The organism is Iodobacter violaceini, from assembly GCF_011601265.1.
In the GTDB taxonomy this organism is placed as follows: Bacteria; Pseudomonadota; Gammaproteobacteria; order Burkholderiales; family Chitinibacteraceae; genus Iodobacter; species Iodobacter violaceini.
This window is the reverse complement of record NZ_JAAOLX010000002.1, coordinates 236484-260449: the sequence shown is the minus strand read 5'-3', so window position 1 is coordinate 260449 and position 23966 is coordinate 236484. Positions and strand designations below refer to the sequence as shown.

Below are 23966 nucleotides of genomic sequence, written 5' to 3'. Positions count from 1 at the left end.
ATATTACTGAGCCACTTTGGCATAGCTGCCTTTTAAGGCCACGCCAATCACAAATCCACCTGCATGGCATTCGATGGTGGTGTCATTTTTTGTTTCATTTCTTTTGTAATAGCTCACCAAATCGACCACGGCATTTGCACCATTCTTTTTGGCGGAATTTTGAAAGGCAATTAAGGCTGATAGTGCGGCCCATTTGCAGCCAAATTCATCGCTTTTGCCCACGCCATTGGTTTTTTGATTTGAAACATCTTCAGATAATTTCTCGCTAATGGCGGGTGTTTTCTGGCCTGCTAAATAAAATTTAACCGAACCATCTAATTTACCCTGCGCTTCCGGCATGGCCAGGACATCAGCCAGTGGGATGTGCAATACGGTATCGCGGGCAAAGGCTGAAGTGGATAAAAGTCCGGCGATTAATAATGCAGCTAATTTTTTCATTTTTATTCCTTGGTATGCATTGATCATGTATTGAATTAAAGATGTTGCTGTTGGGGATGCGGTATTTGTACAGTATCCCCGATAAAAATTCTTTAAGGTTGTTTCTGTGTACTTATTGAGCTCTGTGTCTGCAGAACTTTCAAAGTTTCCGCTTTAAGTACTTTAACTCCAGCGCTTAAAAATCAGCGATGTATTAATTCCGCCAAAAGCAAAGTTATTGCTCATGACAATATCGCATTCAATGGCCCGCCCTGAGCCGGTAATGTAATCCAGGGGGGCGCAGCGTTCATCTGGCTCAGTCAGATTGATGGTAGGGGCAAACCAGCCGCTGTTCATCATTTCAATGCTGATCCACGCTTCTAATGCACCACAAGCGCCAAGGGTGTGGCCCATATAGCTTTTGAGCGAGCTAATGGGCGTGTGTGCACCAAACACCGCCAGCGTAGCGTGGGATTCGGCGATATCGCCATGGTCGGTGGCGGTGCCGTGGGCATTGATATAGCCAATATCTCCGGGCTGCAGCGCGGCGTCTTCAAGACTCAGGCGGATGGCCTGGGCCATAGTGGCCGCGTTAGGATGTGTCACATGCGTGCCATCGCTGTTGCTGCCAAAACCAATGATTTCTGCATAGATATGCGCGCCGCGCGCCAGTGCGTGTTCCAGCTCTTCCAGCACCAGCGTACCCGCGCCTTCGCCAATCACAAGGCCGTCGCGTTTGGCATCAAAAGGGCGTGGGGTGGCTTCGGGCGTAGCGTTTTGTACGCTGGTGGCAAACAGGGTGTCAAAAACAGCGGCTTCGGTGGCATCCAGCTCTTCAGCGCCACCGGCCAGCATGGCAATTTGTTTGCCAAATTTGATGGCCTCATAGGCATAACCTATACCCTGGCTGCCGGAGGTACAGGCACTGGAGGTGGTGATGATGCGGCCGCTAATGCCAAAAAATACGCCGATATTCACGGCCGCGGTGTGCGACATCATTTTGATATAGGTGGTGGCGTTAATGCCTTCAGTGGATTTTTCCGCCATCATGCGGCCAAAGTCACCAATGGCTTTGGGCGTGCCAGCGGACGAGCCATAAGAGATGCCCATCTGGCCGCTTGTGACCAGAGGATCATTCAGAAGACCTGCGTCGATCAGCGCCAATTCACTGGCACGCGTCGCCATGAGTGCGACGCGGCCCATGCTGCGGGTACTTTTCCGGTTGTAATGCGCGGGCAGATCAAAGGGCGCTGCGGGTGCACCAAGCTGGGTATTCAGCCCTTCAAAAACCTGCCACTCAGGCATGACCTGAATGGCATTTTTACCTGCCTTAAGTGCCGGTTCTACGGTTTTCCAGTCGTGGCCAAGCGGGCTGATGGCACCGATGCCGGTAATGACAACGCGTTTCATCCTACCAAGCCTCCATTCACTGAAATCACCTGACGTGTGATATAGGCGGCATCTTCTGACATTAAAAAGCTGACGGCTGCGGCGACTTCTTCAGGTTTTCCCATGCGCCTGGCCGGAATGATTTTCAGCGCTTCTTCTAATACGCGCTCATCCACCATTTCGGTGTCGATCAGGCCGGGCGCCACGCAGTTTACGGTGATGGCACGGCTGGCCAGCTCCACCGCCAGTGCTTTGCTTGCGCCAATAATGCCTGCTTTGGCCGCGCTGTAATTCACCTGGCCGCGATTGCCAATGAGGCCGGAAACGGAAGATAAAGTGACAATGCGGCCTGGCTTACGTTGTCTGACCATCGGCATGGTGAGTGGGTGCAGCACATTGTAAAAGCTGTCTAAATTGGTATGAATGACCGCATCCCAGTCTTCAGCAGGCATGGCGGGGAAGGCGTTGTCCAGCGCAATGCCCGCATTGCAGACTACGCCGTAGTAGCAGCCGTGCGCTTCGATATCGGCGAGTAAAACTTCTGCGGCCTGGGCGCGATTGGATACATCAAATTGCAAAATACGGCTGTTTTGGCCCAGAGTGGTGATTTCGGCTGCGATGGCTTCGGCGGCATCGATGCGGCTTTTGCAATGCAGCACGATATCAAAGCCATCTTTTGCCAGCCGCATGGCAATAGCGCGCCCAATACCCCGGCTGGAGCCTGTGACCAGAATTGTTTTGTTACTCATTGCTTGCGTCTCATTGTGTATTTTTAATTATTTGGGTCTGCACAAGGTGCTGAACCTTGAACCACAGAGTAAAACGGGGACACAGATAACACAGAGAAATCGGTTTATCTTTGTGATTTTCTCTGTGAAACTGCACGGTCTCTGTGCCATCTTGGGTTCAAAATTTAGCGCTCTTATACTTGCCATTTTTCTTGCTTAAAACGATTTTCTCATATTGTTGTTCCACTTTGATTTTCCGCATGCTCCGCTAAAAACGCTGCGGCATCCAGTGGCTCAAATACAGTGAGCGGGGCCTGAGCAATTTCCTGCTGCTCAATCATAATCTGGCAATCAAACTGCCCCAGGCCATTATCGGCCTGAAAGGCTCTGCTGATCCTGATGCTGAGCACCTGGCCCAGGGTAAATTCGCTCACACTGCAGCTATAGCGCCGGCTGCCCAGTAAAAAGCCGATTTTAGGCACTTGCCCTGCTAATCTTGCTTGCCAGCCAGCCCATGCAGCAACGGTTTGTGCCATGAATTCAATCCCTGTCCATGCACCCACGCCTGTGCCGGTAAAAAACAGATTGTCTGCGGCGATGGTCACTTCGCATTCAAAATGCGTTTCGTCTCCGGCGATGGCGCGATCGAGCAAAAGCATCCTGCCTGAGTGCGGCACGATCTCGCTGATGGGGTATTCAATCGGCTGCATGGTTTTTTCCAAAAATAAGGACAGCATTACTGCCGCCAAATGCAAAGGAATTACTTAATGCATATTGCAGTGGCGTGTCTGTGCATTGCCCGGGTTTAACCAGCGCCAGAGGGGTAATTGCCGGGTCGCTTGCGCCATCCCACCAGTGAGGGGGAAGTTGCCCTGTGGGATTGCCGCTGAGGGTAAGCCAGCAGATGGCCGCTTCAATGGCTCCTGCCGCGCCCAGCGTATGGCCGGTTAAAGGTTTGGTCGAGCTGCATGGCGTTTGGCTGCCAAACAGCTGGCCAACGGCGAGGCTTTCCATCGCATCATTTTGCGATGTGGCCGTGCCGTGCAGATTAATATAGCCAATGTCTGCCGGTTGCAGAGCGGCCCGCTGCAGCGCTTCCTGCATGGCGGTACTGGCCCCTTTGCCGTCTGGTGCGGGTGCTGAAATATGATGCGCGTCCGAACTTTCTCCCCAGCCTAATAATGCGACGGGGCCAGGCTCTTTACTCATTAAGAATAAGGCCGCGCCTTCGCCAATATTAATGCCGCTGCGATGAATGCTCATGGGCAGGCAGCGCTCAGCACTGACCGATTCCAGCGCCGAAAAACCAGCAACAGTGAAATCGCACAGCGAATCCACACCGCCGCAAATCACCACATCGCACATTCCTGCATTGAGCAGCTTTGCTGCACTCGCCATCGCTTTGGCGCTGGAAGAACATGCGGTGGAGATCACCATCACCGGGCCTGCAAGACCCAGAAGGGTGCTGAGTGCGGCTGCGGGGGAGCCTAACTCTTGCTGCGCCATGTGAAAGCCAGCTGCAAGCTGGCCTGTGGCCTGATACCCGGCAATGGCTGCTTGCGCTTCGCCAATGCCGGAGGTGCTGGTGCCTAAAACCAAGCCAATCCGCTCCGTACCAAAGCGGGCAATGGCCGCGTCCACCGCAGGGCGAATTTGTTCCAGCGCGGTTAGCAGCAATGCGTTATTGCGGCTGTGTAACTTAGCTGGCAATGCGTCTTGCGAGGCAAGCCCGCTGTTCACCGCGCCCAGATACAGGGTTTTACCCAGGCATGCCGCAGGCGCAACACCGCCTGGCGCATCTGCAAATAACGCCTGGCGCACGTCAGCAACGCCATTACCCAGCGCGCAAATAATGCCCAGTTGATTTAAATAAATACTCATTGTGTTTGGCTATGAAGTAAAAATGCTTATTCCTGTCAGAAACCTCAGGTCTGCAGACACAGAGAGTACAGCGTTTGAAAACAGCTCACGGAGAAAACCTTTTTTTGGGGGCTCTGTGTGCTTTGTGTTCTCACCTTTTTCTGTATCTGCAGATCATCGGGGTCATTGTGTTTCTTTTGAATCAATCACCAGCCGGTAGTGCTCAAGGGTGTTTTCTAATTCAGTTTGCCCTGCCCAGCGAGGCTCGGCGTGGTAGCGGATGGTGATGATGGTGTGTGGTCCTTGCGTCAGTGTTCTGACGCCGCTTTCTTCACTGAGCGCCCAGCCCGCAGGTAAAGCCGCCTGAATGGTGGCGAGCGGCCAGTACACCAGCTGCACATCACGCAATACGCGCTGCTCATCTACCTCTTTGGGCAGCAGGGCGTGGCGGCTGCTTGTCAGCGATTGCCCGTCCCAGCCTACCGTTAAAATACGCTGCCCCAGTGCAAAGCCTGCCAGCTGTACCTGATCAGGATTGATTTCCAGTAAGGCATCCAGGTTTTTGGCTGGCGAATTTGTTTCACCCCGGCTGGCTGGCAGGGGGGTTACCGTCAGCCTCTGGCTCAGGCTAAGCGGCATCGCTGTAGCAAAAGCAGCAGGAGCAAGGCGCAGCAGGGGCAGGCTGATTGCAGGCTCCTGGCTTGTACAGGCGCTGAGCAGTGCGAGCATCAAAACCATTAAGCCACGCACAATTGCTCCAGCGTTTTTAAGCGCTTAGGCTGCGCCACATAGGGATTGTTTAAATCCCATGCGTAGCCCGCCAGAATAGCGGAGATCATCCGGCGCACGTCCGCAGACTGATCCTTGTGGAAAATCACATCCTGAAAGCCACCTTCATACCAGCTGCTCACAAAGGCTCTGAATGCATCGACGCCAGCTTTGAGCGGATCTGCATAATCGCTCTGCCAGTTCACTGCTTCACCCGCAAACTCGCGCTCAATCGCGGCGGCGGCAAGGGCTGCAGATTTCACCGCGATGGTTACGCCACTGGAGAATACCGGGTCCAGAAACTCGCCCGCATTGCCCAGCAGGGCATAGCCTTTGCCGTGTAAGCTGCTGACATTGGCAGAATAACCAATCAGCTGGCGGGCCGGTGTATCCCAAACGGCGTTTTTAAGTACGGCTGACAGGGTAGGCACTTCGGCAATAATGGCCTGTAAACGCTCGGTTTCGCTGCCCTGATATTGTTCTAAAAATTCCGGCCTGGCGACCACACCTTGTGAGCAGCGGCCATTGGAAAAAGGAATCGTCCAGAACCATACATCGTGATGATCCGGGTGCACGCTGACCAGAATCTTATTGCGATCAAAGCCTTCTTTTGAAATGCGATCTTCAATATGGGTAAAGTAAGCGCCGCGCACAGGGAAATCAGATGGCGTTTCCAGCTTGAGTAAGCGAGGCAGAATCCGGCCAAAGCCACTGGCATCCAGTAAAAAGCGAGCGCTGATTTGATAGGTTTCTGTGGCCGACTGCACGGTAATTAAAGGCTGATCGCCATCCATGCCGATGGCGGTGACTTGCTCCTGGTAGCGAATCACCGCGCCTGCTTTTTCTGCACCCTTTGCCAGCACATGGTCAAAGTGACCGCGCTGCACTTGGTATGTCGTGCCCCAGCCGCTTGAAAATTTATCTCTGAAATCAAAAGCGGTGGTTTGCTCCCCACGCACAAATGCCGCACCGTTTTTATACTGAAAACCTGCCTCAATCACATCCTGTAAAAAACCTGCCGCTTCAATGTATTCCATACTTTGCGGCAAGAGGCTTTCGCCAATCGAAAAACGTGGGAAGACTTCTTTCTCAATAATCAGCACCTGACGCCCTTGCTTACGCAATAAGCCTGCCGCCACAGAGCCGGAAGGGCCTGCGCCGATAATCAGTATTTCTGTGTGTTCAATACGCATTTCATTTCTCTTCTGTATTTTCGGTTTTGTTGTTCTGCTCTGCGGCCCAGGGGGCGGCCGGGCTAATCAATGAATAAACTGCCCTGCTCTTAAAATGCCGATCAGGCCAACAATAATCCAAAAGCCATTCAATAGTGTGTAAGCGGAGTCGCGTTTTAACGCCGAGCACCAGGCCAGCATAATGGCGTCGATGGTGTTCAGGCTCCAGACAAACATAAACGGGCTGGCCGGGCCCAGCCAGCTGACAAGGCTGAAGCTGAAGATACGCATCAGCACCCCGATCATCTCTATGGTACGCAGGTGTTTGAAAATAAATTGATTGCTGATTGAAATCATTGTTATGACTTGGTTGGTGGCATAAATGCCGGGGTTAAGAACCAGGATAATCCGATGCCCAGCAGCATGGTCAGACCAAAAGCGTGCAGGGCGGGGGTTGCAGACAGGGCCAGCAGGCCAAAGGCCAGCAGGGTGGATGCAGCCGCCAGTGTCACTGATAAAAAAGGCCTTGTTGCATGGCGTTCGGGGTTTTCCAGCAGGAAAATCCCATAATCCACGCCCATGCCTAAAATCAGCAGCAGCGCCAGAATATTAAATAACTGCAGGGGCTGGCCCAGCAGCGCCAGAATGGCCAGGGCCAGACCACTGGCGAGCAGGGTGGGCAGCAGCGCCCGCCATGCCTGCTTGCCAAAGCGGTAGCTGAGCGCGGCAAAAACCAGCAGATAGCTGAGTGCAATCACCCAAGCCATCAGCACACGGTAGCGGCCCATAACGGCGGAGACTTCAGCTACTTTATCTACCCAGCGCACACCGGCCACGCTGGGGGCAATGGCCGCCAGCTCTGCAAGCTGCGCTGGTTTGCTTACGCCACGCAGCAGTATCACGCTGGCGTAGCCGTTTTCAAACTTCCCCAGCCACTGATGGCGCAGCGGTTCTGAAACGGGCGCTGCCAGCCAGTCTGCAATTATAAGCGGCGCGGCGGGTTTGAAAGCTGGCGTCAGCGTTTCGCCCAGCGCCAGGCTGGCTCTGGCCAGCACACCTTGCCCGCCAAATACCACGCGTTCGATCAGTGTCTGGTTTGCTGCCTGCTGTGCTAAGGAGGGAACCCAATCGCTGATGGCCTGATAGCCGCTGATACTGCCCCTGGCAATCAGAGGCGCAAGCCGGGTTTTGAGCGCTTCTTCCTGCTGCAGTACTGCCTCGGTGCTTGCACCGCGAATCAAATAAAATTGCGCCGGGCTGGGTAAATCAAGCAGCTTACTGACTTTAATTTGCTGGGTAATCAGTGCGGGAGGCGAGCTTTGCAAGAGCCGCACATCGTCATTGCCTGTGATGGATAAGCCGCCCCAAAGCAAGGTGATTGCCACGATTAAGCTAAATATCAGCGTTAAACGATTGTGCCCCAGGCCTGGCCAGAGTGCACGGCGTGAGCCTATCCAGAGTGACAATCGGGTGTGTTTCATCTCCCCTTTATCAAACAGCGGGAACCACCACAGCACAGTTACAAAAGCGGCCAAGAGGCCTGTGGCTGAGAAAACGGCAATTTGCCGCAAACCAGGAAATGGGGTGAGTGCCAGCAGTAAATAACCAATGGCGGTGGTGAGCATCGCCAGCCACATCACTGGCGACTGAGCTTTGAGCATGGCCCAGCGCTCCGCTGCGGGGCGGCCCTGGCGGCTGCTGAAATAATTGCTGCCGTAGTTTTCGGCCACACCGACTAAGCTGGCCCCAAATACCAGCGTGATTAAATGCAGGCGGCCAAAGATTAAGGTGCAGACCGAAATTGCAGCAAGCAGGCCAATGGCAATCGAGAGGGTGACCAAAATACGCGGGCGGATGGCACTGAAGGCAAACACAGTGAGCAGCACAATGCCGATCATTGATCCGATCCCTATGGTGTGGACTTCGCGCTCTGCCTGGCTGGCCGCAGCAGCTGCGTGCAAGGGCACGCCAACGCTGAATACTTCTGCTTCAGGCTGAGTTTTGAGTGCAGCTGCTTTGGCCGCATCCAGTACCGGAATCAGTGCTTGCTGCGCCCTGATTGAAAACGCTGAATCTTGTTGCTCCAGCGTCAGCAAAATATAGAAAGCCTCGCCGGATGCGGACGAAGAGATCAGCGATAAGCGCCCGTCACGGATACGGACTTTGCTTTCGGCAGCCCGCTCCCCCAGCCATTCGCCAAGTAAGTTCAGCGGGTCATCCTGCCATTCGCCAAGGCGGGGCATGCCGATGCCGGGCTGATACAGCGCGGCAATGGCGCGCCGGGCCAGCTCATCGCTGCTGCTGTTTTCCAGTTGCTGGCGTTGTGTGGCACTCAGCAGCTGATTGCGATGAGGGACGAAAAAGCTGAGCCATGCACTTTCATCGTCCATTTTGTAACGTAAATTGAGGGGCAGTCCGCTGTTTTCCAGGCTGGCAGCATAAGCGTCAGCAGCCATGCGCGTCCTTTCCCAATCCTGGCCGCCAATCAGGATAACAACCCGTTTAGCCGCCGCATCGCTGAGTTGCCGCGTGGCGTTTTGCACTGTCGGGTCGCGCTCATCCTGCGGCAGCATGGCGAGAATATCGGTATCCAGCTGCAAATGGCCGGACCACAGATAAATATTGTGGGCGGTAAAGGTGAGCACGATCAGCAGCCAGATTTTAGCCAGCAGCCGGATGGTTGCCTGATTACTCAAAACGAGTGTGCTCCTCGCTGCTGAGTTTGGCAGGCTCGGTGTTTTGTGCGCTCAGGTGTATCGCGGTTTGGTCACCATTGGCTTCATCCAGCAAAATACGGCGCACAAATTGGTCCCCGGAGAGCTCAATCTTGCGCATGATCTTGCCCAGAGCCGCTTGTCTGGGGGTCAGTGTAAGCTGCCATGCCTTGCCGTTGACGCCGCCTTCAATCTTAAACAGCTCGCCCAGACTGCTGACATCGCCATTCATTAAAGAAAACAGCAGGCCGTTAATCATCCGTACCGAGGGCTCTTTGCTGGCGCTCAGGCGAAAAGCCACGGCACCATCCTGTGTGGCAACTATTTCATCACGGCTTAGCTTAAGGGTGCTGGCAAAAGGCGTTTTGGTGCGCCAAAGCACACCCAAATCCCGCGCAACTAAAAAATCGCCACGTGATACCAGCGGTTTTTTAAAACCGCTCACCTGTTTGTTTTGCTCAAAATCGCCGCGCAGCACGCCAGGCTGAGCCAGGCGCTCTTTCACGCTGGCGGTTAAATCTGCGGCATGGCTGCTGAAGGTGAAGAGGCTGAGCAAAACGATGGCAAGTGAGTGCTTGAAATTGATTTTCACTGCGGCTCCTCCACGCCTAGCCGCTCCCAAAGAATGGCCGGGCAAACATATTGCATCTCACCCGTACTCATATCGACAGCCACCTGAATGGTATGGGCCTGATTGATTTTTTGGCCACTGACTGCATCTTTAATCAGGTAATTAATTTTTAAGCGGCTTTCCCACTCCACAATTTCGGCGCGCACGATCAGCTTTTGCTCAAAACGGGCCGGTTTAACATATTTCAGCCGCATATCCACAATCGGCCATGCATAGCCGGATGCTTTCATTTGCGGATAATCGTAATTAAACTGGCTGAGCAGGGCGCAGCGGGCAATTTCCAGGTATTTGGGATAATTGCCGTGCCAGACGATATCCATTGGATCAAGATCGTGAAAAGCCGGGCTGAGTGCAATCTCGATACTGAGGCGGGGATGGGCCGGATGGTTTTGATTAATCGGCATAGAGCATCCAGGTTTCTGCACGAATATCCAAAATCAAAGCTTGCAGTTCTTTATCTAAAGCGCGGTCTTCTACCAAGAGCGGAATGCGGTCTTCCAGATCCGCCTGCATGGCAGCAAGTGCATCCGGCAGCTGCAGTGTCGGATCAATACGGCGGCGCAGCGCAATACCCTGGCGCGCTGCGATCAGCATGGCAGCGACTACTTGCTCGGTTAGCTCCAGCACGCGTAAGGCATCGCGTGCTGCAATCGTGCCCATGCTGACTTTATCCTGATTGTGGCATTCGGTAGAGCGGCTGAAGACCGATGCCGGCATGGTTTGCTTCAGTGCTTCGGCGGTCCAGGCAGATACACTGATTTGCAGTGCTTTTAAGCCATGATTAATTGCCGCACGCGGGCCGGTGCAGCCAGACAGATTAGATGGCAGGCCGTGGTTAAAACGGGTATCAACGAGCAGCGCCAGCTGGCGGTCGAGTAAATCAGCCAGATTTGCCACGGTGTTTTTCAGGCTGTCCATGGCAAAAGCAATATGGCCGCCATAGAAGTGGCCGCCGTGTAAAACGCGCTCGTTTTCGGCATCGATAATCGGGTTATCGTTGGCGCTGTTCAGCTCGTTTTCGATCAGGGTTCTGAAAAATGGCAGTGCGTCTTCCAGCACGCCAATCACATGCGGGGCGCAGCGCAGCGAGTAGCGATCCTGCAGCCGCTCGTCATTACGGCTGGGCCGCGGGCTGGCCAGATCATTGCGGATGCGGGCCGCCACGGCTTGCTGGCCGGCGTGGGGTTTAACGGCAAACAGCGTTTCATCAAAGTGATTGGCATTGCCCGCGCTGGCCACTACATTCATGGCGGTGAGTCTGGCCGTAAGCTTGCACAGGTAATCAGCACGCTGCCAGGCAAGGCAGGCCAGTGCCGTCATCACCGCAGTGCCATTCATCATGGCAAGCCCTTCTTTGGGGCGTAGTCGCAGCGGCTGGATATTCAGCTCTGCCAGTACATCACGGGCATTGCGGCGTTCATTGCGATACATCACTTCCCGCTCGCCGCAGAGTACGGCTGCCACATAAGACAGGGGGGTTAAATCGCCACTGGCCCCGACCGAGCCTTCGGCCGGAATCAGCGGCAGGATATCGTGTTTAAGCAGGGTTTCCAGCTGATCAAGCAGGGCAATGCTGACGCCCGACATTCCTTGCGATAAAGAAGCCAGCCGCGTAGCCAGTACGGCACGGGTTTCTTCCTGCGTTAAAAAGCGCCCGGCACCGCAGCCGTGATAGGTGTAAAGATGATGCGGCAGCTCGCTGATCAGCTCGGGTGGAATCGTTACGGTGCAAGAATCGCCATAACCGGTGGTAACACCATAAATAACACCGTCTTCACGCAGCAGGCGGTCTAAAAAATCAGCGCCTTTTTGAATCCGCTGGCGAAATTCCGGCTCGCCCGACAGTGCCGCAGATGATTTTTTCAGGGAGATCGCAACAATGTCTTCGATGCTTAATCGTGTGCCATCAATAGTGATGGCAGGCTTAGTGTTTGTCATGTGTCTGATCCCAAAAGGAAAAAAAGTTAAACCAGTCGTAGGGCGAACGTTTGAGCAGCGCGGTGATGGCTTGTGCATATTGTGTGGCATAGCCCGCTATTGCTTCATTGCGCTGTCCACGTGGCAAAATCACCCGGCTTGCCAGTGTTTCAAAATGAATGCGATAGCCACGCCCTTCGTGGATGCAGCCCAGTAAATAAAGCGGGCATTTTAAGAGGCTGGCTAAGACGTAAGGGCCTGCCGGAAAAGGCGCGCTGTGGCCTAAAAAATCAGCTTGGACAGTTTGGCTGGCAAAGACGGGAATCCGGTCACCAGCAATGACAATATATTCACCGGCAGCTATTTTTTCGGCCAGCAAGACGGCGGTTGCAGGGCCGACTTCCGATACTTCGATCAGTTGCAAGTCGTTAGCAGGATTAAGCCGCTTTAAGAGCTGGTTAAATTGCTTTGCGTGATGTGTGTGTACCAGGATATTGAGGCGAATTTTGCCTGTGTCTTCGGCCATGGCGCGACAAATCTCAAGGCATCCCAGGTGGGCGGTGATAATGACGCCACCCGATCCCTGCTCTGCAGTGGCGTAAAACGCTTCACGGCCTTCTGTCCTGACATTGCTGAACTGATAGCGGCCAGAAACGGCCAGCAGCTTATCCAGCATGGTTTCAGCAAAAAGCGCGAGATGTTTCAGGCTGTCCCGCCAGTTTGCAGCATGGCCCAGCGCGTCTGTAGTGGCCTCCAGACGTTGCAAATATTGCATCGATGCGTGGCGCAGGGCCGGGCGGCTTAACCATTGCAGGGTAATGACCGGATAAAGACACAGCCGGAAAGGCCAGCGGCCCAGGAGTTTATGCACCCAAAAAAGCAGCCAGATGCCTGCGATAAAGGTGTTCTCACTGATATCTGCCCAGTGCTGCTGGGGTTTTTCCTTGTTTTGTGGGGATGAGCTCACGTGGACAGCTTTCTCCAGATGAGCAACGGAGAGCGCAGCAACATGCCTGCAAACAGCCGTGCGTGCATGCGTGAGATCAGTACATTATCCAGCAGGGCTTTAAAGTGAGATACACCGTCACTGGGGTAGGTCACTTTTGTAGGCAGGTTAATGACCGGCATGCCGCGCCAGTACAAACGCACCGCAATATCAATATCAAAATCCATGCGTTTACCGATATTGCGGCTGTTAAACAGCGCAATAGTGGGCGCAAGCGGGTAGATGCGAAAGCCGCACATTGAGTCTTTAATCGCCAGCGACAGGGTGTTAATCCACACCCAGATATGGGTGGCATAACGGCCATACAGGCGTACTTTGGGCACGCTTTCATCGTAAACCGGGCAGCCGCAAATCAGGGCACGGGTGTTTTGTTTTGCCAGAGCAATAAAAGCGGGAATATCGGCGGTATCGTGCTGGCCATCCGCATCAATTTGTAAGGCATGGCTGTAGCCCAGATCAAGCGCGCAGCGCAGGCCCGCCACCATCGCGCCGCCCTTACCCTGGTTTTTCGCCAGCCGCACGAGGGTTACATTTTGCGCCAGCTCTTTATCCAGCTGATCTAATACGGCCGCGCAACGGGCATGGCTGCCATCATCGACCAGTATGCAGTGCAGATCATGGCTGCGTACGGCATGTACAACCGCACTGATGGCTTCGCCATGGTTATAAACAGGAATCACGGCGCATATTTTCATGCTGGATTTCCTAAAACAATCCGGCCGCTGGCGTGTGTGCCTGCTGCAGAAACAAATTTAAATGTCAGCATGGTTTCAGAGTCTTTGCTGAGTGTTTTCAGCTCCAGCTGAATCTGGCTGCGGGGGCGGATTACCTGTTGAAACTTCAGTACTTCCATGCGCAAAAACGCAGCGGGCAGCTCAAACAGCTCACGTGCAAGGCAAAGCGCCCACTCTACCTGTGCCACGCCCGGCAAAATGGGGGCAGTAGTAAAGTGGCCGTCAAAAAAGGGCGAGCCGGCGTTTACATCAATCTCCAGCAATGCGGCGTCTTTGCTGCGTTCAATCAGGCGGGCTTCGGGGCGGCGCGGATCGAACAGCGCGAGCAGTGCAGCGTGGGTGGTTTTGCTCTGGGTATTGCTGGGTAAAGCCCATGTATAGCGAAAGCGGCGCGGCAGGGCACTGGCTTCGCTTGAATCTGCCAGCGCATGGCGTAAGGCCTGATTCAGCGCCTTTTTACCTTGCTTATCAATTAAGCACCAGCCCGCTTCATTGGGGCAGGCGATTAAACCCAGAGAAAGCCGCGGGCCGGGCAGGGTAATCAGGCGTACGTCGTCCAGCAGCTCTGTGGCCAGCAGAGCCTGCTCCATTGCGCTGAGCGAAATGCGTTTTTCTTCGATCTTGATAATACGGTCGCTGCGCCCAAGCAGCTCAAAGCCATTTGGGGTAAGCGTGACGCGATCATTGCTGGCTTGCCAGTCGTTATTACTCAGATGAGGCGAGCGCAAAAAGAGCGTCTCGTTTTCTACCCGAATCGCAATGCCTGGCAGCGTTCGCCATACGGTTTGATGATCCTGCTGGCGTTGCCGCCAGGCAATACCGCCGGTTTCAGAGCTGCCGTAGATTTCAAACGGGGCGCTGCCCAGTAAATTGCGGCAGGCGGGCAGGGCTTCCGCAGGCAAAGGCCCGCCGGAAGAAAATATCGCGCGTAAGGATTGGGCCAGCCAGTCCAGCTGCTCAGGCAGGCGTTTTAAATGGGCGGGGCTGGCTACCAGAATCGTTGCTTCAGGCGAGGCATTGCTGATCGCTGCGGCAATGTCTTCAGGGTAAACCAGCCGTTCCGTATCAAAAATACGCCCGGCCGACAGCGGCCACAGAATGCGGAACAATAGCCCGTAAATATGCTGATGCGAGACGGTGGCCAGCACGGTGGCCCCGGCGCTTTGCTTGCCAAAGCAGGCTTCAAGTGCAGCAACTTCACTAACTAGTTGCGAAAGCTTTTTAGGGATGGCACAGGGCTCGCCGCTGCTGCCCGATGTAAAGACCACCAGCATGACGGAGTTTAAATCCAATACTTGCCAGTTGCTTACAGATTCATTTGCCGCAGCAATGGGCGAGAGCGCTGCCGGAACATCACCGGCAAAGCCATCCGTGCTTTCCTGCAGTTTTTGCAAAGTGGCTGGCAGGGTGTCGCTGGGCAGGTACACGCATTTACCCGCGTGCCATGCGCCTAAAAGCGCGGCGGCAAAAGTTGCGCTGTCATTGAAATACAGTGCAAAGCGGTGGCCGCTGTGCAGGCTGAATGCATGGTACCAGCGGGCAACTTCTTTAATGAAGTTGTCGTAATCCATGCTTTGCCCGGCGTTTTTTGCCACGCGGAAGGTGGATTCCCTGCCCGTAAACAGCAGGCGCTCCAGTGAAATAAAGTTAGCCATAAGCAGCCCTGACTCGCCGCCTGATGATCCATTCCCCCAGAAAGAGTGCACCTATCAGAATGTAGGCAATCAATCCGTTGTATAAGGCCCAGGCAGCATCCGACCAAAACGCGGTGATCAAGGCCGCGCAGCCGTTAAAAATAAAAAAACCACACCAAACTTGCGTTACCCGGCGTGTATACCGCACGCCACTCTCTGGCAGATCGGGCTCGCTCAGCCTTGCCAGGCGCTCTATGGCGCTGGGCGGATACGCCAGCGACAGTGCAAAAGCGGCACAAAGCACCCCATTAACCAGAACGGGGTAAAGCTTGAGAGGCAAAAGCTGGTTACTTGTAAAACTCACCATGGCCAGCAAGGCCGCGCCCGCCGCAGCAATCAGCCAGATTTTTTCTTTCGTCAGCAAGGCACGTGTCAGGGCCATGGCCACCAGCAATAGTGCCAGCCACTTTGGCTCGAAATGGCCCAAACCAAGATAAATCAGTACAGGGTAAGCGAGGGTGATGATGCCTAAAACGAGGGTACGCATTTTAAGCTGCAGATTTTTCTTGCATCAGCTCATAGAGTGCATCGACAACATCTTGTAAGGTACGCACGGCTTTAAACGCATCGGGGTGCAGGCGTTTGCCCGCAATAGGTTTAAGTTTAACGATAAGATCAACCGCATCAATGCTGTCGATATCCAGATCTTCGTAAAGGCGTGCTTCAGGGGTGATTTTGCTGGCTTCAGTATCAAAAGTTTCTTGCAAAATAGCGCTGAGGCGTTCAAACATTTCTTGCTTGGTCATGGGTATTCCTTGCTACACACGGGTGTACTTGTCAGTTACTGCGTGCTGATGCAATAAAGGTTGCTAATGCTTGCACGCTGGCAAAATGCGCGCGGGTTTCTTCTGAATCTGCTGACAGGCTGACTCCATAGGATTTCTGCAGCACCAGGCCCAGTTCCAGTGCATCAATGGAATCCAGGCCTAAGCCGTCCACAAACAGCGGGGCGCTGGAGCTTATATCTTCCGGGCTCAGGTCTTCAAGGTTGAGGGACGAGATAATGAGTTGTTTGATTTCTTGTTCAAGCGCCTGCATGGGCAGTGTTCTCCGGTAAAAAATAGTCGTGAAGATATTGAGTGAGCTGACGGGCTGCAAGGGTTGTTTCGCCGCCTGCCTGTTCTAAAAAAGGGGCAACAGCAATATCGTCCCCGATGTCTAGGGTAAAAATCATACGGCTGGCGGGCACTTTCCACCATGGTAAACCCTTGGTGAGGCTGAGTGGCTGGCAGCGTATAGTGACCGGGGTGATATCGCACTGGCCGCGCAAGGCAATATTGGCTGCACCGCGCTGAAGTTTCATTGATCCGTCTGTCGCCGTGCGCGTCCCTTCTGGGAAAATAATTAAATCATTGCCTGCTTGCACAGAAGCAATACAGTCGTCGATAAGCTGTGCGCCGGAATTATTGCAAATATAAGCCGTCCCTTTTATGGGGCCACGGGTAAAAGGATTTCGGGCTAATCCTGCTTTGACGACGCAATCTGCGTTTTTAACTAAGGAAATTAAAAAGACCACATCGATCAGTGTGGGGTGATTTGCAAGAATTAATCGTCCGGGGCGGTGCAGCTTTTCAAGGCCCCGGATGCTGTAGCGCAAAATGCCCAATACACGCATTAATTCAATAAAAAGCTTAAATGCGTAGTGAATTGTTAAGCGTGCCATGCGGGTTTTGTGTGCGCTTTGGCGCACGCATAAATGCAATAGCGGAAAAAAAGCCAGCCCCAGCACCAGACCACCCAGGCCAAAGGCAGAAAAAGCGAGCGCAGTCGCAAAAATCCGCCAGCTTCTTTCCAGTGCTTTAAACATGTCTCTGCCATACCCAGGTTCGTGTGCCAACGGTATGCTGATATTCGGGCTGATCGGAAAGTAAAAAACGCAGCACAGCGATGCTGCCCGGCAGGTCGTCATTTGCCTGGTTTTGCCCGCAGGCTTTGCTGCTCAGGCTGATGCCTTGCTCTGCTTTGACCAGCTGGAAGGCAAAGGCATGTGGAAACTCAGGCGTGTCGGCAAAAATATGATGAGGTTGCGGCAGGGGCTCTTCGTAATAAACCAGCAGCACGCTGGCCGCGCCATCGGCCAGTAGTGCCAAAGCTTCTGTGAATGCGGCTTCTGTGGTTTCCTGGCCTGCGGCTATGGCGGTATAGCTGCCCGTATCTTTTCGGGCAATAGAAAATAAGGCTGAAATAGCGTTATGCACTGACATGCTGAAAGCAGTCGGGGAAACGGCGTTGCTGAGCGCTAATTGACTGAGTTGCTCTACCGATTGCACCATGTCGCCATAACGGGAAGCAAAAATGACCGGGCATTGCGCGTCTTCTTCACTGGCCCGATAAGCCACCTGCAAGGCCATTTTACCCAAGTGGCCTACGCGGCGGCGCAGCATGGGCGGCATTTCGCTTAATGCGGGGCTTTCATCTCCGGCAGGGATATGGGGCGCAGCCAAATAAGTCAACCATGACGATTGCTCACTCAAGCCCGGAGCCCAGGCTGCCCATTTTGATATTTGAAATTGAATCATTGATTATCTGGCTGATTACTTATCTGAATAGTTTTTTGAGCGAGTGTGCGATTTAATTTTTTTATCAGCGCCCGTTCATTTTGCCAGCAAATGCTTCGAAGTTCGCGAGAATAGCAGAGGCGTCAGTTGAAAGAAAGCACTTTGCCCCGATGTCATATCCGTTTTAATGGCTCTGAGGTTGTTTTTTCAGATAAGCATGCGGGAAAAGTGGCTTGCTTATGGTCTATCGCCCGCTGATCTGGGACAATAGCCGCTTATTGCCTGCTGCAATCAGGGTTAGACGTGTGAAATGATGTTGTGGCGGGTAAGGCCGAATTTATTTGCTTTAAGTGATCTTAAAAAATAAAGGTACTGCTATGAGTGTCAATATCTCCCCAGTCCAGGAAATTATCGAAGAATTGCGTGCCGGGCGTATGGTTGTACTGGTAGACGAAGAAGACAGGGAAAACGAGGGGGATCTGGTGCTGGCGGCAGATTTTGTCACGCCAGAAGCGATTAATTTTATGGCCAAACATGGCCGTGGCCTGATTTGCCTCACGCTGAATGCCGAGCGCTGTGCTCATTTGGGCCTGGCACCTATGGTGCGTGCTAATGGATCGAGTTTTGGAACTAATTTTACGGCTTCGATTGAAGCGGCTGAAGGTGTGACTACGGGTATTTCTGCACATGATCGCGCTTTAACCATTAAAAAAGCAATTGCCTTTGATGCAAAAGCCAGCGATATCGTGCAACCTGGCCATGTGTTCCCGATTATGGCGCAGCCAGGCGGGGTATTGGTCAGAGCAGGGCATACTGAAGCGGGCTGTGATCTGGCCGCATTAGCTGGCGCAACACCAGCCAGCGTAATCTGCGAGATCATGAATGACGACGGTACTATGGCCCGTTTACCTGAACTTTTAGTATTTGCTGAACAGCATCAGCTAAAAATTGGTACTATCGCCGACCTGATTCATTATCGCAGCCGTACCGAAACGCTGGTGGAGTGCGCCGGGCGCCGCATGATTACAACGTTTGCAGGTGAATTTGAGCTGGCGGTTTACCGCGATAAGCTCACTTCAGCCAGCCATCTGGCGCTGATTAAAGGTCAGCCAAGTGCAGAGACTGAAACATTGGTACGGGTGCACGAGCCTTTGTCGGTGATCGACTGGATGGATTTAGGCCAGACCGGGCATTCATGGGATGTGAAGTCTTCCTTAGAGGCCATTGCAAAAGCCGGCTGTGGCGTGATGGTGCTTTTACATCGCGCTGAAGATGGTAACGATTTATTAGCTCGCGCCTTGCCGGAATTAGGCTTAAATGAAAACAAGAAATGGGATTTGCGCACCTATGGTATTGGTGCACAAATGCTAAAAGACTTAGGTGTGGGTAAAATGCGCCTGTTGTCGCCAGAGCGCCGCATTCCGAGTATGACGGGCTTTGGTTTGGAAATTACTGGCTTTGAACTATCTCAAGGAAAAAAATAATGAGCATCGCTGCAAATATTCCTTTTATTGCACCTAATCTGGCTGGCAATGGTTTACGTATCGGTATTGTAATGAGCCGTTTTAATACGCCGGTTTGTGAGGGTTTACGCGATGCTTGCGTTGCAGAACTTAAAGCCTTGGGCGTGGCAGAGCAGGATATGCTGATTACTACCGTGCCAGGCGCTTTGGAAATCCCGCTGGTGCTGGCTGCGATGGCCGAATCAGATCGTTTTGATGCACTGATCGCTTTGGGCGCAGTCATTCGGGGCGAAACCTATCATTTTGAGCTGGTTGCCAATGAATCAGGCGCCGGTGTAAGCCGTATTGGACTCGATTACGGTATTGTCGTGGCAAACGCCATATTAACCACTGAAAACGACGAACAGGCAGAAGTGCGTGTGCTGGAAAAAGGCACAGATGCTGCGCGTGTCGCCGTAGAAACAGCGAATTTATTAAAGGCATTACAAGCATGACCGAAGAAGTAGCAAAACCAAAATCAGCCCGCCGCCGCTCACGCGAATTTGCCGTGCAGGGTATCTATCAATGGCTGCTGGCTGGCGATAACGTTGGCAATATCGAAGCCTTCTTGCGTGAGAGCAATACCAGCTTTGCCCGTGCAGACGAAAAATTATTTCGCTCCATCCTGTTTGGTGCCATCAAGGATATGAAATCCTTGCAGGACGCGATTGCGCCTCATGTTGATCGTCCTATGGATGAAGTCAGCATGGTAGAAGCCGCTGTATTGTGCGTGGCCGCGTATGAGATTATCTCCATGCCGGAAACACCGTACCCCGTCATTATCAACGAAGCTATCGAGCTGGCCAAAACATTTGGCGGTTTGGACGGGCATAAGTTTGTTAATGGTGTGCTGGATAAACTGGCGGCGGTGGTACGCAGCGAGGAAGTGAGTGCAGGACGCGCTAAACGTCATGGTTAATGAGGTTTAGTTTGATAAAAAGACGGGCATGGCCCGTCTTTTTTTGCTTACAATTTGCATAAAACACGTGTTTGTTGCCTTTTATTCTTTGTGGATTTGAAAACGCTTTGAACGAATTCGATCTGATCGCTCATTATTTCAAGCGCCCTGCCAAAAATGCAGATTTAGGGATTGGTGATGATGCGGCATTAGTGTCTGTTGCCGCCGGGCATCAGCTGGCCATCTCTGCAGATATGCTGGTTGAAGGGCGGCATTTTTTTCCGGGAGCGGATCCGGAGCGCCTGGGGCGCAAAGTGCTGGCCGTTAATTTATCTGATCTTGCTGCCATGGGCGCAAAACCAGACTGGTTTACGCTTTCTTTGGCGCTGCCCAAAATGGATGAGCCCTGGCTGGAGGCATTCAGCCGGGGCTTGTTTGCCATGGCCGGTGAGCACGATATTTCGCTGATCGGGGGCGATACCACATGCGGCCCTTTAACGATAGCTATTCAGATTGCAGGCAGCCTGCCGCGCGGTAAGGCGCTTTTGAGAAGCGGGGCCAGGCCAGGTGACGAAGTGTGGGTGTCCGGGCCGCTGGGGGCGGCTGCAGCGGCCGTTATGCACCGCACGGGGCGGGTGGAGCTGCCTTATGATGTGGCTGAGCGCTGCGATCTGCGTCTTGATATACCCGTGCCGCGTATTGAGCTGGGTTTGCGCTTGCGGGGCATCGCCAGTGCCGCTTTGGATATTTCAGATGGCTTGCTGGCCGATCTGCGGCATATTTGTGAGCAATCGGCTTGTGGTGCAGAAGTCTGGCTGGATGCCGTTCCCTTTGCGCAAGACCTGCATGCCTTACCTGAGCTTTTACGGCAGGAGGCTTTTTTGGCTGGCGGAGATGATTATGAGCTGTGTTTTACGGCAGCACCCGATCAGCATAAGGCTATTATTGCCCTGGCCGAGGAGCTTGAATTAGGGCTTACTCTTGTGGGTAAAATTACTCAGGGCGACACCGTGCATCTTCTTGATGCCTCCCGCCAGCCCCTGCCGATTATCTTTCATGGATTTGATCACTTCGCCTATGAGTCATAAACAAGCCCCTCTGGTGCGCCCGACATGGCGCTTTCTGTTTGTTCACCCAGCCCATTTTATTGCTTTTGGTTTTGGCAGTGGCCTGGCGAAAAAAGCACCCGGCACTTTCGGTACGATCGCTGCTTTGCCCTTGTTTGCTCTTTTAATGCAATGGCTTTCTCCGCAGGCGATCGCGTGGTTTTGTCTGCCGGTGTTTGTGATTGGATGCTGGGCGAGCGAGGTGACGGGTAAAACGCTGGGGGTGCATGATTATGGCGGCATTGTGATCGATGAAATTGTCGCCATGTGGCTGGTGCTGCTTTTTGTGCCGGTAACGCTGCCGGGCTGGGCGCTGGCATTTGCCTTGTTCCGGGTGTTTGATATTTTAAAACCCTGGCCTATTTGTTGGTTTGATTTGCGGGTGCCCGGTGGGATTGGGGTGATGATCGACGATATTCTTGCTGGTGCTTACGCCGTTTTGGCTTTGCTGCTGATCCAGCATTTTTATTCTTTAGCGTAAGAGAGGGGATTTCAGAGAAAGAGCTTAAGCACTGCTTAAGCTCTTTTTGCTTATCTGTTTCTATGCAGCCCCTTGCTGATTAAGGCGATCACGCCAAGGCTGATCAGTAAATATGTTTCTGGCTCTGGAATCGTTTTATGTGGTGCGGTCATCATGGCATTGGTTTGCGCGGGTGAGGTGGAATGCCTGGCCATATCGGCAATTCTTAATTGCTTCCATTCCGGAATTGCTTTGTTTATGTCATTTGTTTTTTTTGTTGGTGCTTCAATAAAGTGATTCACTTCACCCATTGTATTTAATTCGGTGTCTGGCTTTATTTCAAGCACGCTTGCGTGAGAGTGGCTGGCGATTTGCACACTGAATGCAATATATATTCCTGCCCATAAGTACTTCATTTCTCACTCCTGAAGCAGTAATGCCTGCCTGATGAGTGTGATTTTCCGCCCTGATTAAATGTGCGATCAATTCAATTTTTTTGTCTTAAATTTATTTGGTATTAAGGTGAATTGCAGCAATTATGCGCATGGGTTTTGGGTTGGGTGTGGTGGTAAAAAGTAGCTTTTTTATTGCGGCTGATACTTGTGAATTGTTATTTTGTTGCCATGAACAGGGCTGGAGAGCTGCTTTGATATTGCTTTGTCATGCTTGTGTGCGGGGGAATTGTCTGAACTGGTATTGAATGAAAATAAAAGAGGGTGAATCGATTCACTGCGGGGATATTGGAATTGAAAGGCTGGAAGGGCGTTACAGGCGCGTGGCCTGTAACGCATTCAGAGTTCTGCTTAGTGCAGAGACTGTGTATTTTGTTTTTTATGCATGGGCTGGAACGATCCGCCCATTGCATCCAGCTCTTCTAAAAGCGCAATCACCATCAGTGCGGAATGGTGGCCCGCTTTGATGATGTATTGGTCAAAATCGACAGGTGAATCGTTATTGGCGTTATCAGATAGCGATCTGATAATCACAAAAGGCACTTCGTGCTGATAGCAAACCTGAGCAATTGCGGCCGCTTCCATTTCGCATGCGGCCATGGTTGGGAAGTTTTTGAGCATTTGCGCTGTGCGGGTGCTGTCGCAAATAAAACTGTCGCCTGTACAAATCAAGCCATCAATCGCCTGTACCTGGCCAAGGCTGGCTACGGCACGGTGCGCTGCAGCAACTAAATCTGCATCCGGCGTAAAGGCGGCGGGCTGCTGAGCCATCTGGCCGATTTCATAACCAAATGCCGTAACATCCACATCGTGGTGACGTACTTCGGATGAGATGACGATATCGCCAATCGATAAATGATCCACAAAGCCACCCGCAGAGCCGGTGTTAATAATGGCTTCAGGCTGATACTTGGCGATCAACAGCGTGGTGGCGATGCTGGCGGCGACTTTGCCAATGCCAGAGCGGGTGACGATCACTTGATGATCTGCCAGCGTGCCGCTGTAAAAATCGATCCCGGCTACAGTTTCTTTGCTGCTGTTTTCAAGCGAAGCAATAAGATGGGCCACTTCGGGCTCCATTGCACCAATAATTCCAATCTTCATTTTATTTTCTGACTTACAAAAAACGCGCGCGGCAAGGTGGCGGATAATGCCTCAGACCAAGGCTTATGCCAAATGAAATAATCACTTTTCAGCTAAAAGCAGGGTTTGCTGCCGGTGGCGTGGCGATGTGCCGGGGAATGATAAAGCAGAAAACAATTTTAAAACTGTTTTCTGCTCTTACGGATCAGGTTAAACGCTGACGAATAAACTGCCCGATTGCCTGGATTTCCGGCATGCAGACTGAATGCTGCATCGGCCATGTTTGCCAACTGATGGTAAAGCCCAGCCCGCTGAGCGTGTCTTTCGCTGCCACGCCAAGAGCGAGGCCAACCACAGGGTCGGCGCTGCCGTGTGCGGCAAAGATAGGGGTGTCCTGGTTGCTCAGCCCGGCTTGGATCAGCTCAGGCGCAGGCAGGTATGTGGATAGCGCCACAATACCGGCCAGCTTTTCCGGATGTAGTGTGCCTGCCGTATAGGCAATTGCGCCGCCTTGTGAAAAACCCGCCAGAATAATGCGCTCGCTCGGCACGCCGCGCTGATTTTCACGCGCAATCAGGGCACGGATCATTTCTACCGAAGCCTTTACGCCAGCCACATCAGCCTGACGGCTGATTTGATCAAAATGCAAAATATCGTACCAGGCCCGCATCACATAGCCGTTGTTGCAGCTGATCGGCATATAGGGGGCGTGCGGAAACACAAATCGTACGGCTAAATCAGCCGGCAGCTGCAAATCAGGCACAATGCCCGCAAAATCATTACCGTCCGCGCCAAGGCCATGCAGCCAGATCACGCTGGCGGTGGGCTGGCTGGCTGTTTCAATTTCTACACAATGCAGTAATTCAGCAGTACTCATGCTTGATTCCTTTTTGTTATCCCGCAGATGATCAGCGCGCGATGGCTAGCCGGCTGCGCT

General features: G+C 52.9%; 28 protein-coding genes. 5 read left to right on the top strand and 23 right to left on the bottom strand.

Annotated features, from left to right (window positions below; all coding sequences use genetic code 11):
• Positions 1-3: 3 nt before the first annotated feature.
• The 20 genes from HA050_RS04795 to HA050_RS04700 form a co-directional block, all read right to left on the bottom strand.
• Positions 4-438, bottom strand: a complete 435-nt coding sequence (locus HA050_RS04795) for an excinuclease ATPase subunit (RefSeq protein ID WP_166822761.1) — start codon at positions 436-438, stop codon at positions 4-6.
• A 162-nt stretch (positions 439-600) separates the two neighbouring features.
• The gene (locus tag HA050_RS04790) at positions 601-1827 is read right to left on the bottom strand and encodes a beta-ketoacyl-ACP synthase (protein WP_166822758.1); all 1227 of its coding nucleotides are present in this window, start codon (positions 1825-1827) and stop codon (positions 601-603) included.
• Positions 1824-2555, bottom strand: coding sequence for a 3-oxoacyl-ACP reductase FabG (gene fabG / locus HA050_RS04785; RefSeq protein WP_166822755.1), 732 nt, complete (start codon positions 2553-2555; stop codon positions 1824-1826). The genes HA050_RS04790 and fabG overlap by 4 nt, the downstream gene beginning before the upstream one ends.
• A 209-nt stretch (positions 2556-2764) precedes the next feature.
• Complete coding sequence (locus HA050_RS04780; protein WP_166822752.1) at positions 2765-3244, bottom strand: hotdog family protein; 480 nt, start codon at positions 3242-3244, stop codon at positions 2765-2767.
• Positions 3231-4415, bottom strand: a complete 1185-nt coding sequence (locus HA050_RS04775; protein WP_166822750.1) for a beta-ketoacyl-ACP synthase — start codon at positions 4413-4415, stop codon at positions 3231-3233. The genes HA050_RS04780 and HA050_RS04775 overlap by 14 nt, the downstream gene beginning before the upstream one ends.
• Positions 4416-4577: 162 nt before the next feature.
• Complete coding sequence (locus tag HA050_RS04770; RefSeq protein WP_166822747.1) at positions 4578-5144, bottom strand: DUF3261 domain-containing protein; 567 nt, start codon at positions 5142-5144, stop codon at positions 4578-4580.
• Positions 5132-6355, bottom strand: a complete 1224-nt coding sequence (locus HA050_RS04765) for an NAD(P)/FAD-dependent oxidoreductase (protein ID WP_166822744.1) — start codon at positions 6353-6355, stop codon at positions 5132-5134. Before HA050_RS04765 ends, HA050_RS04770 begins: the two co-directional genes overlap by 13 nt.
• 66 nt (positions 6356-6421) lie before the next feature.
• Positions 6422-6691, bottom strand: a complete 270-nt coding sequence (locus tag HA050_RS04760; protein WP_205836291.1) for a CBU_0592 family membrane protein — start codon at positions 6689-6691, stop codon at positions 6422-6424.
• Positions 6692-6693: 2 nt separating this feature from the next.
• Entirely contained in the window at positions 6694-9030 is a 2337-nt protein-coding gene (locus tag HA050_RS04755) for an MMPL family transporter (protein ID WP_166822741.1), read from the bottom strand.
• Entirely contained in the window at positions 9023-9640 is a 618-nt protein-coding gene (locus tag HA050_RS04750; protein WP_166822738.1) for an outer membrane lipoprotein carrier protein LolA, read from the bottom strand. The genes HA050_RS04755 and HA050_RS04750 overlap by 8 nt, the downstream gene beginning before the upstream one ends.
• A complete protein-coding gene (locus HA050_RS04745) occupies positions 9637-10083 on the bottom strand; it encodes an acyl-CoA thioesterase (RefSeq protein WP_166822735.1) in 447 nt (148 codons plus the stop codon). The genes HA050_RS04750 and HA050_RS04745 overlap by 4 nt, the downstream gene beginning before the upstream one ends.
• Complete coding sequence (locus HA050_RS04740) at positions 10073-11617, bottom strand: HAL/PAL/TAL family ammonia-lyase (protein WP_166822732.1); 1545 nt, start codon at positions 11615-11617, stop codon at positions 10073-10075. Before HA050_RS04740 ends, HA050_RS04745 begins: the two co-directional genes overlap by 11 nt.
• Positions 11604-12563, bottom strand: a complete 960-nt coding sequence (locus tag HA050_RS04735; protein WP_166822729.1) for a lysophospholipid acyltransferase family protein — start codon at positions 12561-12563, stop codon at positions 11604-11606. Before HA050_RS04735 ends, HA050_RS04740 begins: the two co-directional genes overlap by 14 nt.
• Complete coding sequence (locus HA050_RS04730) at positions 12560-13297, bottom strand: glycosyltransferase family 2 protein (protein ID WP_166822726.1); 738 nt, start codon at positions 13295-13297, stop codon at positions 12560-12562. Before HA050_RS04730 ends, HA050_RS04735 begins: the two co-directional genes overlap by 4 nt.
• Positions 13294-14991 (bottom strand): ApeI family dehydratase, encoded by a 1698-nt coding sequence (locus tag HA050_RS04725; protein WP_166822723.1) that lies wholly within the window; start codon positions 14989-14991, stop codon positions 13294-13296. Before HA050_RS04725 ends, HA050_RS04730 begins: the two co-directional genes overlap by 4 nt.
• Positions 14984-15517, bottom strand: coding sequence for a COG4648 family protein (locus HA050_RS04720; protein ID WP_166822720.1), 534 nt, complete (start codon positions 15515-15517; stop codon positions 14984-14986). Before HA050_RS04720 ends, HA050_RS04725 begins: the two co-directional genes overlap by 8 nt.
• A 1-nt stretch (position 15518) precedes the next feature.
• Positions 15519-15776: an acyl carrier protein gene (locus HA050_RS04715; RefSeq protein ID WP_099396174.1), complete on the bottom strand. Its 258-nt coding sequence runs from the start codon at positions 15774-15776 to the stop codon at positions 15519-15521.
• 31 nt (positions 15777-15807) lie between these two features.
• Positions 15808-16068 (bottom strand): phosphopantetheine-binding protein, encoded by a 261-nt coding sequence (locus HA050_RS04710; protein WP_166822717.1) that lies wholly within the window; start codon positions 16066-16068, stop codon positions 15808-15810.
• On the bottom strand, positions 16055-16837 hold the full coding sequence (locus HA050_RS04705; RefSeq protein WP_166822714.1) for a lysophospholipid acyltransferase family protein: 783 nt from the start codon (positions 16835-16837) through the stop codon (positions 16055-16057). The genes HA050_RS04710 and HA050_RS04705 overlap by 14 nt, the downstream gene beginning before the upstream one ends.
• Positions 16830-17549 carry a beta-ketoacyl synthase chain length factor gene (locus HA050_RS04700; protein ID WP_166822711.1) on the bottom strand — a complete coding sequence of 240 codons (720 nt, stop codon included), beginning with the start codon at positions 17547-17549 and terminating at the stop codon, positions 16830-16832. The genes HA050_RS04705 and HA050_RS04700 overlap by 8 nt, the downstream gene beginning before the upstream one ends.
• 356 nt (positions 17550-17905) lie before the next feature.
• Between HA050_RS04700 and ribBA the strand changes: the two genes are divergently transcribed.
• From ribBA to HA050_RS04675, 5 genes are all read left to right on the top strand, one after another.
• Positions 17906-19012 (top strand): bifunctional 3,4-dihydroxy-2-butanone-4-phosphate synthase/GTP cyclohydrolase II, encoded by a 1107-nt coding sequence (gene ribBA / locus HA050_RS04695; RefSeq protein WP_166822708.1) that lies wholly within the window; start codon positions 17906-17908, stop codon positions 19010-19012.
• Positions 19012-19485, top strand: coding sequence for a 6,7-dimethyl-8-ribityllumazine synthase (gene ribH, locus HA050_RS04690; protein ID WP_166822705.1), 474 nt, complete (start codon positions 19012-19014; stop codon positions 19483-19485). Before ribBA ends, ribH begins: the two co-directional genes overlap by 1 nt.
• A complete protein-coding gene (gene nusB / locus HA050_RS04685) occupies positions 19482-19949 on the top strand; it encodes a transcription antitermination factor NusB (protein WP_099396169.1) in 468 nt (155 codons plus the stop codon). Before ribH ends, nusB begins: the two co-directional genes overlap by 4 nt.
• 107 nt (positions 19950-20056) lie before the next feature.
• Complete coding sequence (gene thiL / locus HA050_RS04680; protein WP_166822702.1) at positions 20057-21016, top strand: thiamine-phosphate kinase; 960 nt, start codon at positions 20057-20059, stop codon at positions 21014-21016.
• Positions 21006-21515, top strand: coding sequence for a phosphatidylglycerophosphatase A family protein (locus HA050_RS04675; RefSeq protein ID WP_166822699.1), 510 nt, complete (start codon positions 21006-21008; stop codon positions 21513-21515). The genes thiL and HA050_RS04675 overlap by 11 nt, the downstream gene beginning before the upstream one ends.
• Before the next feature lie 50 nt (positions 21516-21565).
• Here HA050_RS04675 and HA050_RS04670 read toward each other — a convergent pair whose 3' ends face one another.
• The 3 genes from HA050_RS04670 to HA050_RS04660 form a co-directional block, all read right to left on the bottom strand.
• A complete protein-coding gene (locus HA050_RS04670; protein ID WP_166822696.1) occupies positions 21566-21910 on the bottom strand; it encodes a hypothetical protein in 345 nt (114 codons plus the stop codon).
• Between the two features lie 387 nt (positions 21911-22297).
• The gene (locus HA050_RS04665; protein ID WP_099396166.1) at positions 22298-23050 is read right to left on the bottom strand and encodes a 5'-methylthioadenosine/adenosylhomocysteine nucleosidase; all 753 of its coding nucleotides are present in this window, start codon (positions 23048-23050) and stop codon (positions 22298-22300) included.
• 184 nt (positions 23051-23234) lie between these two features.
• Positions 23235-23906, bottom strand: coding sequence for an alpha/beta hydrolase (locus HA050_RS04660; RefSeq protein WP_166822694.1), 672 nt, complete (start codon positions 23904-23906; stop codon positions 23235-23237).
• Between the last annotated feature and the right edge of the window lie 60 nt (positions 23907-23966).

What these genes read in the sequence shown, in the direction of transcription:
- HA050_RS04675 (WP_166822699.1), top strand. Translation starts at nt 21,006, where the DNA reads ATGAGTCATAAACAAGCCCCTCTGGTGCGCCCGACATGGCGCTTTCTG.
- HA050_RS04705 (WP_166822714.1), bottom strand. Translation starts at nt 16,837, where the DNA reads ATGTTTAAAGCACTGGAAAGAAGCTGGCGGATTTTTGCGACTGCGCTC.
- HA050_RS04740 (WP_166822732.1), bottom strand. Translation starts at nt 11,617, where the DNA reads ATGACAAACACTAAGCCTGCCATCACTATTGATGGCACACGATTAAGC.
- HA050_RS04795 (WP_166822761.1), bottom strand. Translation starts at nt 438, where the DNA reads ATGAAAAAATTAGCTGCATTATTAATCGCCGGACTTTTATCCACTTCA.
- fabG (WP_166822755.1), bottom strand. Translation starts at nt 2,555, where the DNA reads ATGAGTAACAAAACAATTCTGGTCACAGGCTCCAGCCGGGGTATTGGG.
- HA050_RS04780 (WP_166822752.1), bottom strand. Translation starts at nt 3,244, where the DNA reads ATGCAGCCGATTGAATACCCCATCAGCGAGATCGTGCCGCACTCAGGC.
- HA050_RS04760 (WP_205836291.1), bottom strand. Translation starts at nt 6,691, where the DNA reads ATGATTTCAATCAGCAATCAATTTATTTTCAAACACCTGCGTACCATA.
- HA050_RS04790 (WP_166822758.1), bottom strand. Translation starts at nt 1,827, where the DNA reads ATGAAACGCGTTGTCATTACCGGCATCGGTGCCATCAGCCCGCTTGGC.
- HA050_RS04765 (WP_166822744.1), bottom strand. Translation starts at nt 6,355, where the DNA reads ATGCGTATTGAACACACAGAAATACTGATTATCGGCGCAGGCCCTTCC.
- HA050_RS04665 (WP_099396166.1), bottom strand. Translation starts at nt 23,050, where the DNA reads ATGAAGATTGGAATTATTGGTGCAATGGAGCCCGAAGTGGCCCATCTT.
- HA050_RS04725 (WP_166822723.1), bottom strand. Translation starts at nt 14,991, where the DNA reads ATGGCTAACTTTATTTCACTGGAGCGCCTGCTGTTTACGGGCAGGGAA.
- nusB (WP_099396169.1), top strand. Translation starts at nt 19,482, where the DNA reads ATGACCGAAGAAGTAGCAAAACCAAAATCAGCCCGCCGCCGCTCACGC.
- HA050_RS04745 (WP_166822735.1), bottom strand. Translation starts at nt 10,083, where the DNA reads ATGCCGATTAATCAAAACCATCCGGCCCATCCCCGCCTCAGTATCGAG.
- HA050_RS04660 (WP_166822694.1), bottom strand. Translation starts at nt 23,906, where the DNA reads ATGAGTACTGCTGAATTACTGCATTGTGTAGAAATTGAAACAGCCAGC.
- ribH (WP_166822705.1), top strand. Translation starts at nt 19,012, where the DNA reads ATGAGCATCGCTGCAAATATTCCTTTTATTGCACCTAATCTGGCTGGC.
- HA050_RS04720 (WP_166822720.1), bottom strand. Translation starts at nt 15,517, where the DNA reads ATGCGTACCCTCGTTTTAGGCATCATCACCCTCGCTTACCCTGTACTG.
- ribBA (WP_166822708.1), top strand. Translation starts at nt 17,906, where the DNA reads ATGAGTGTCAATATCTCCCCAGTCCAGGAAATTATCGAAGAATTGCGT.
- HA050_RS04670 (WP_166822696.1), bottom strand. Translation starts at nt 21,910, where the DNA reads ATGAAGTACTTATGGGCAGGAATATATATTGCATTCAGTGTGCAAATC.
- HA050_RS04710 (WP_166822717.1), bottom strand. Translation starts at nt 16,068, where the DNA reads ATGCAGGCGCTTGAACAAGAAATCAAACAACTCATTATCTCGTCCCTC.
- HA050_RS04700 (WP_166822711.1), bottom strand. Translation starts at nt 17,549, where the DNA reads ATGATTCAATTTCAAATATCAAAATGGGCAGCCTGGGCTCCGGGCTTG.
- HA050_RS04730 (WP_166822726.1), bottom strand. Translation starts at nt 13,297, where the DNA reads ATGAAAATATGCGCCGTGATTCCTGTTTATAACCATGGCGAAGCCATC.
- HA050_RS04715 (WP_099396174.1), bottom strand. Translation starts at nt 15,776, where the DNA reads ATGACCAAGCAAGAAATGTTTGAACGCCTCAGCGCTATTTTGCAAGAA.
- HA050_RS04775 (WP_166822750.1), bottom strand. Translation starts at nt 4,415, where the DNA reads ATGAGTATTTATTTAAATCAACTGGGCATTATTTGCGCGCTGGGTAAT.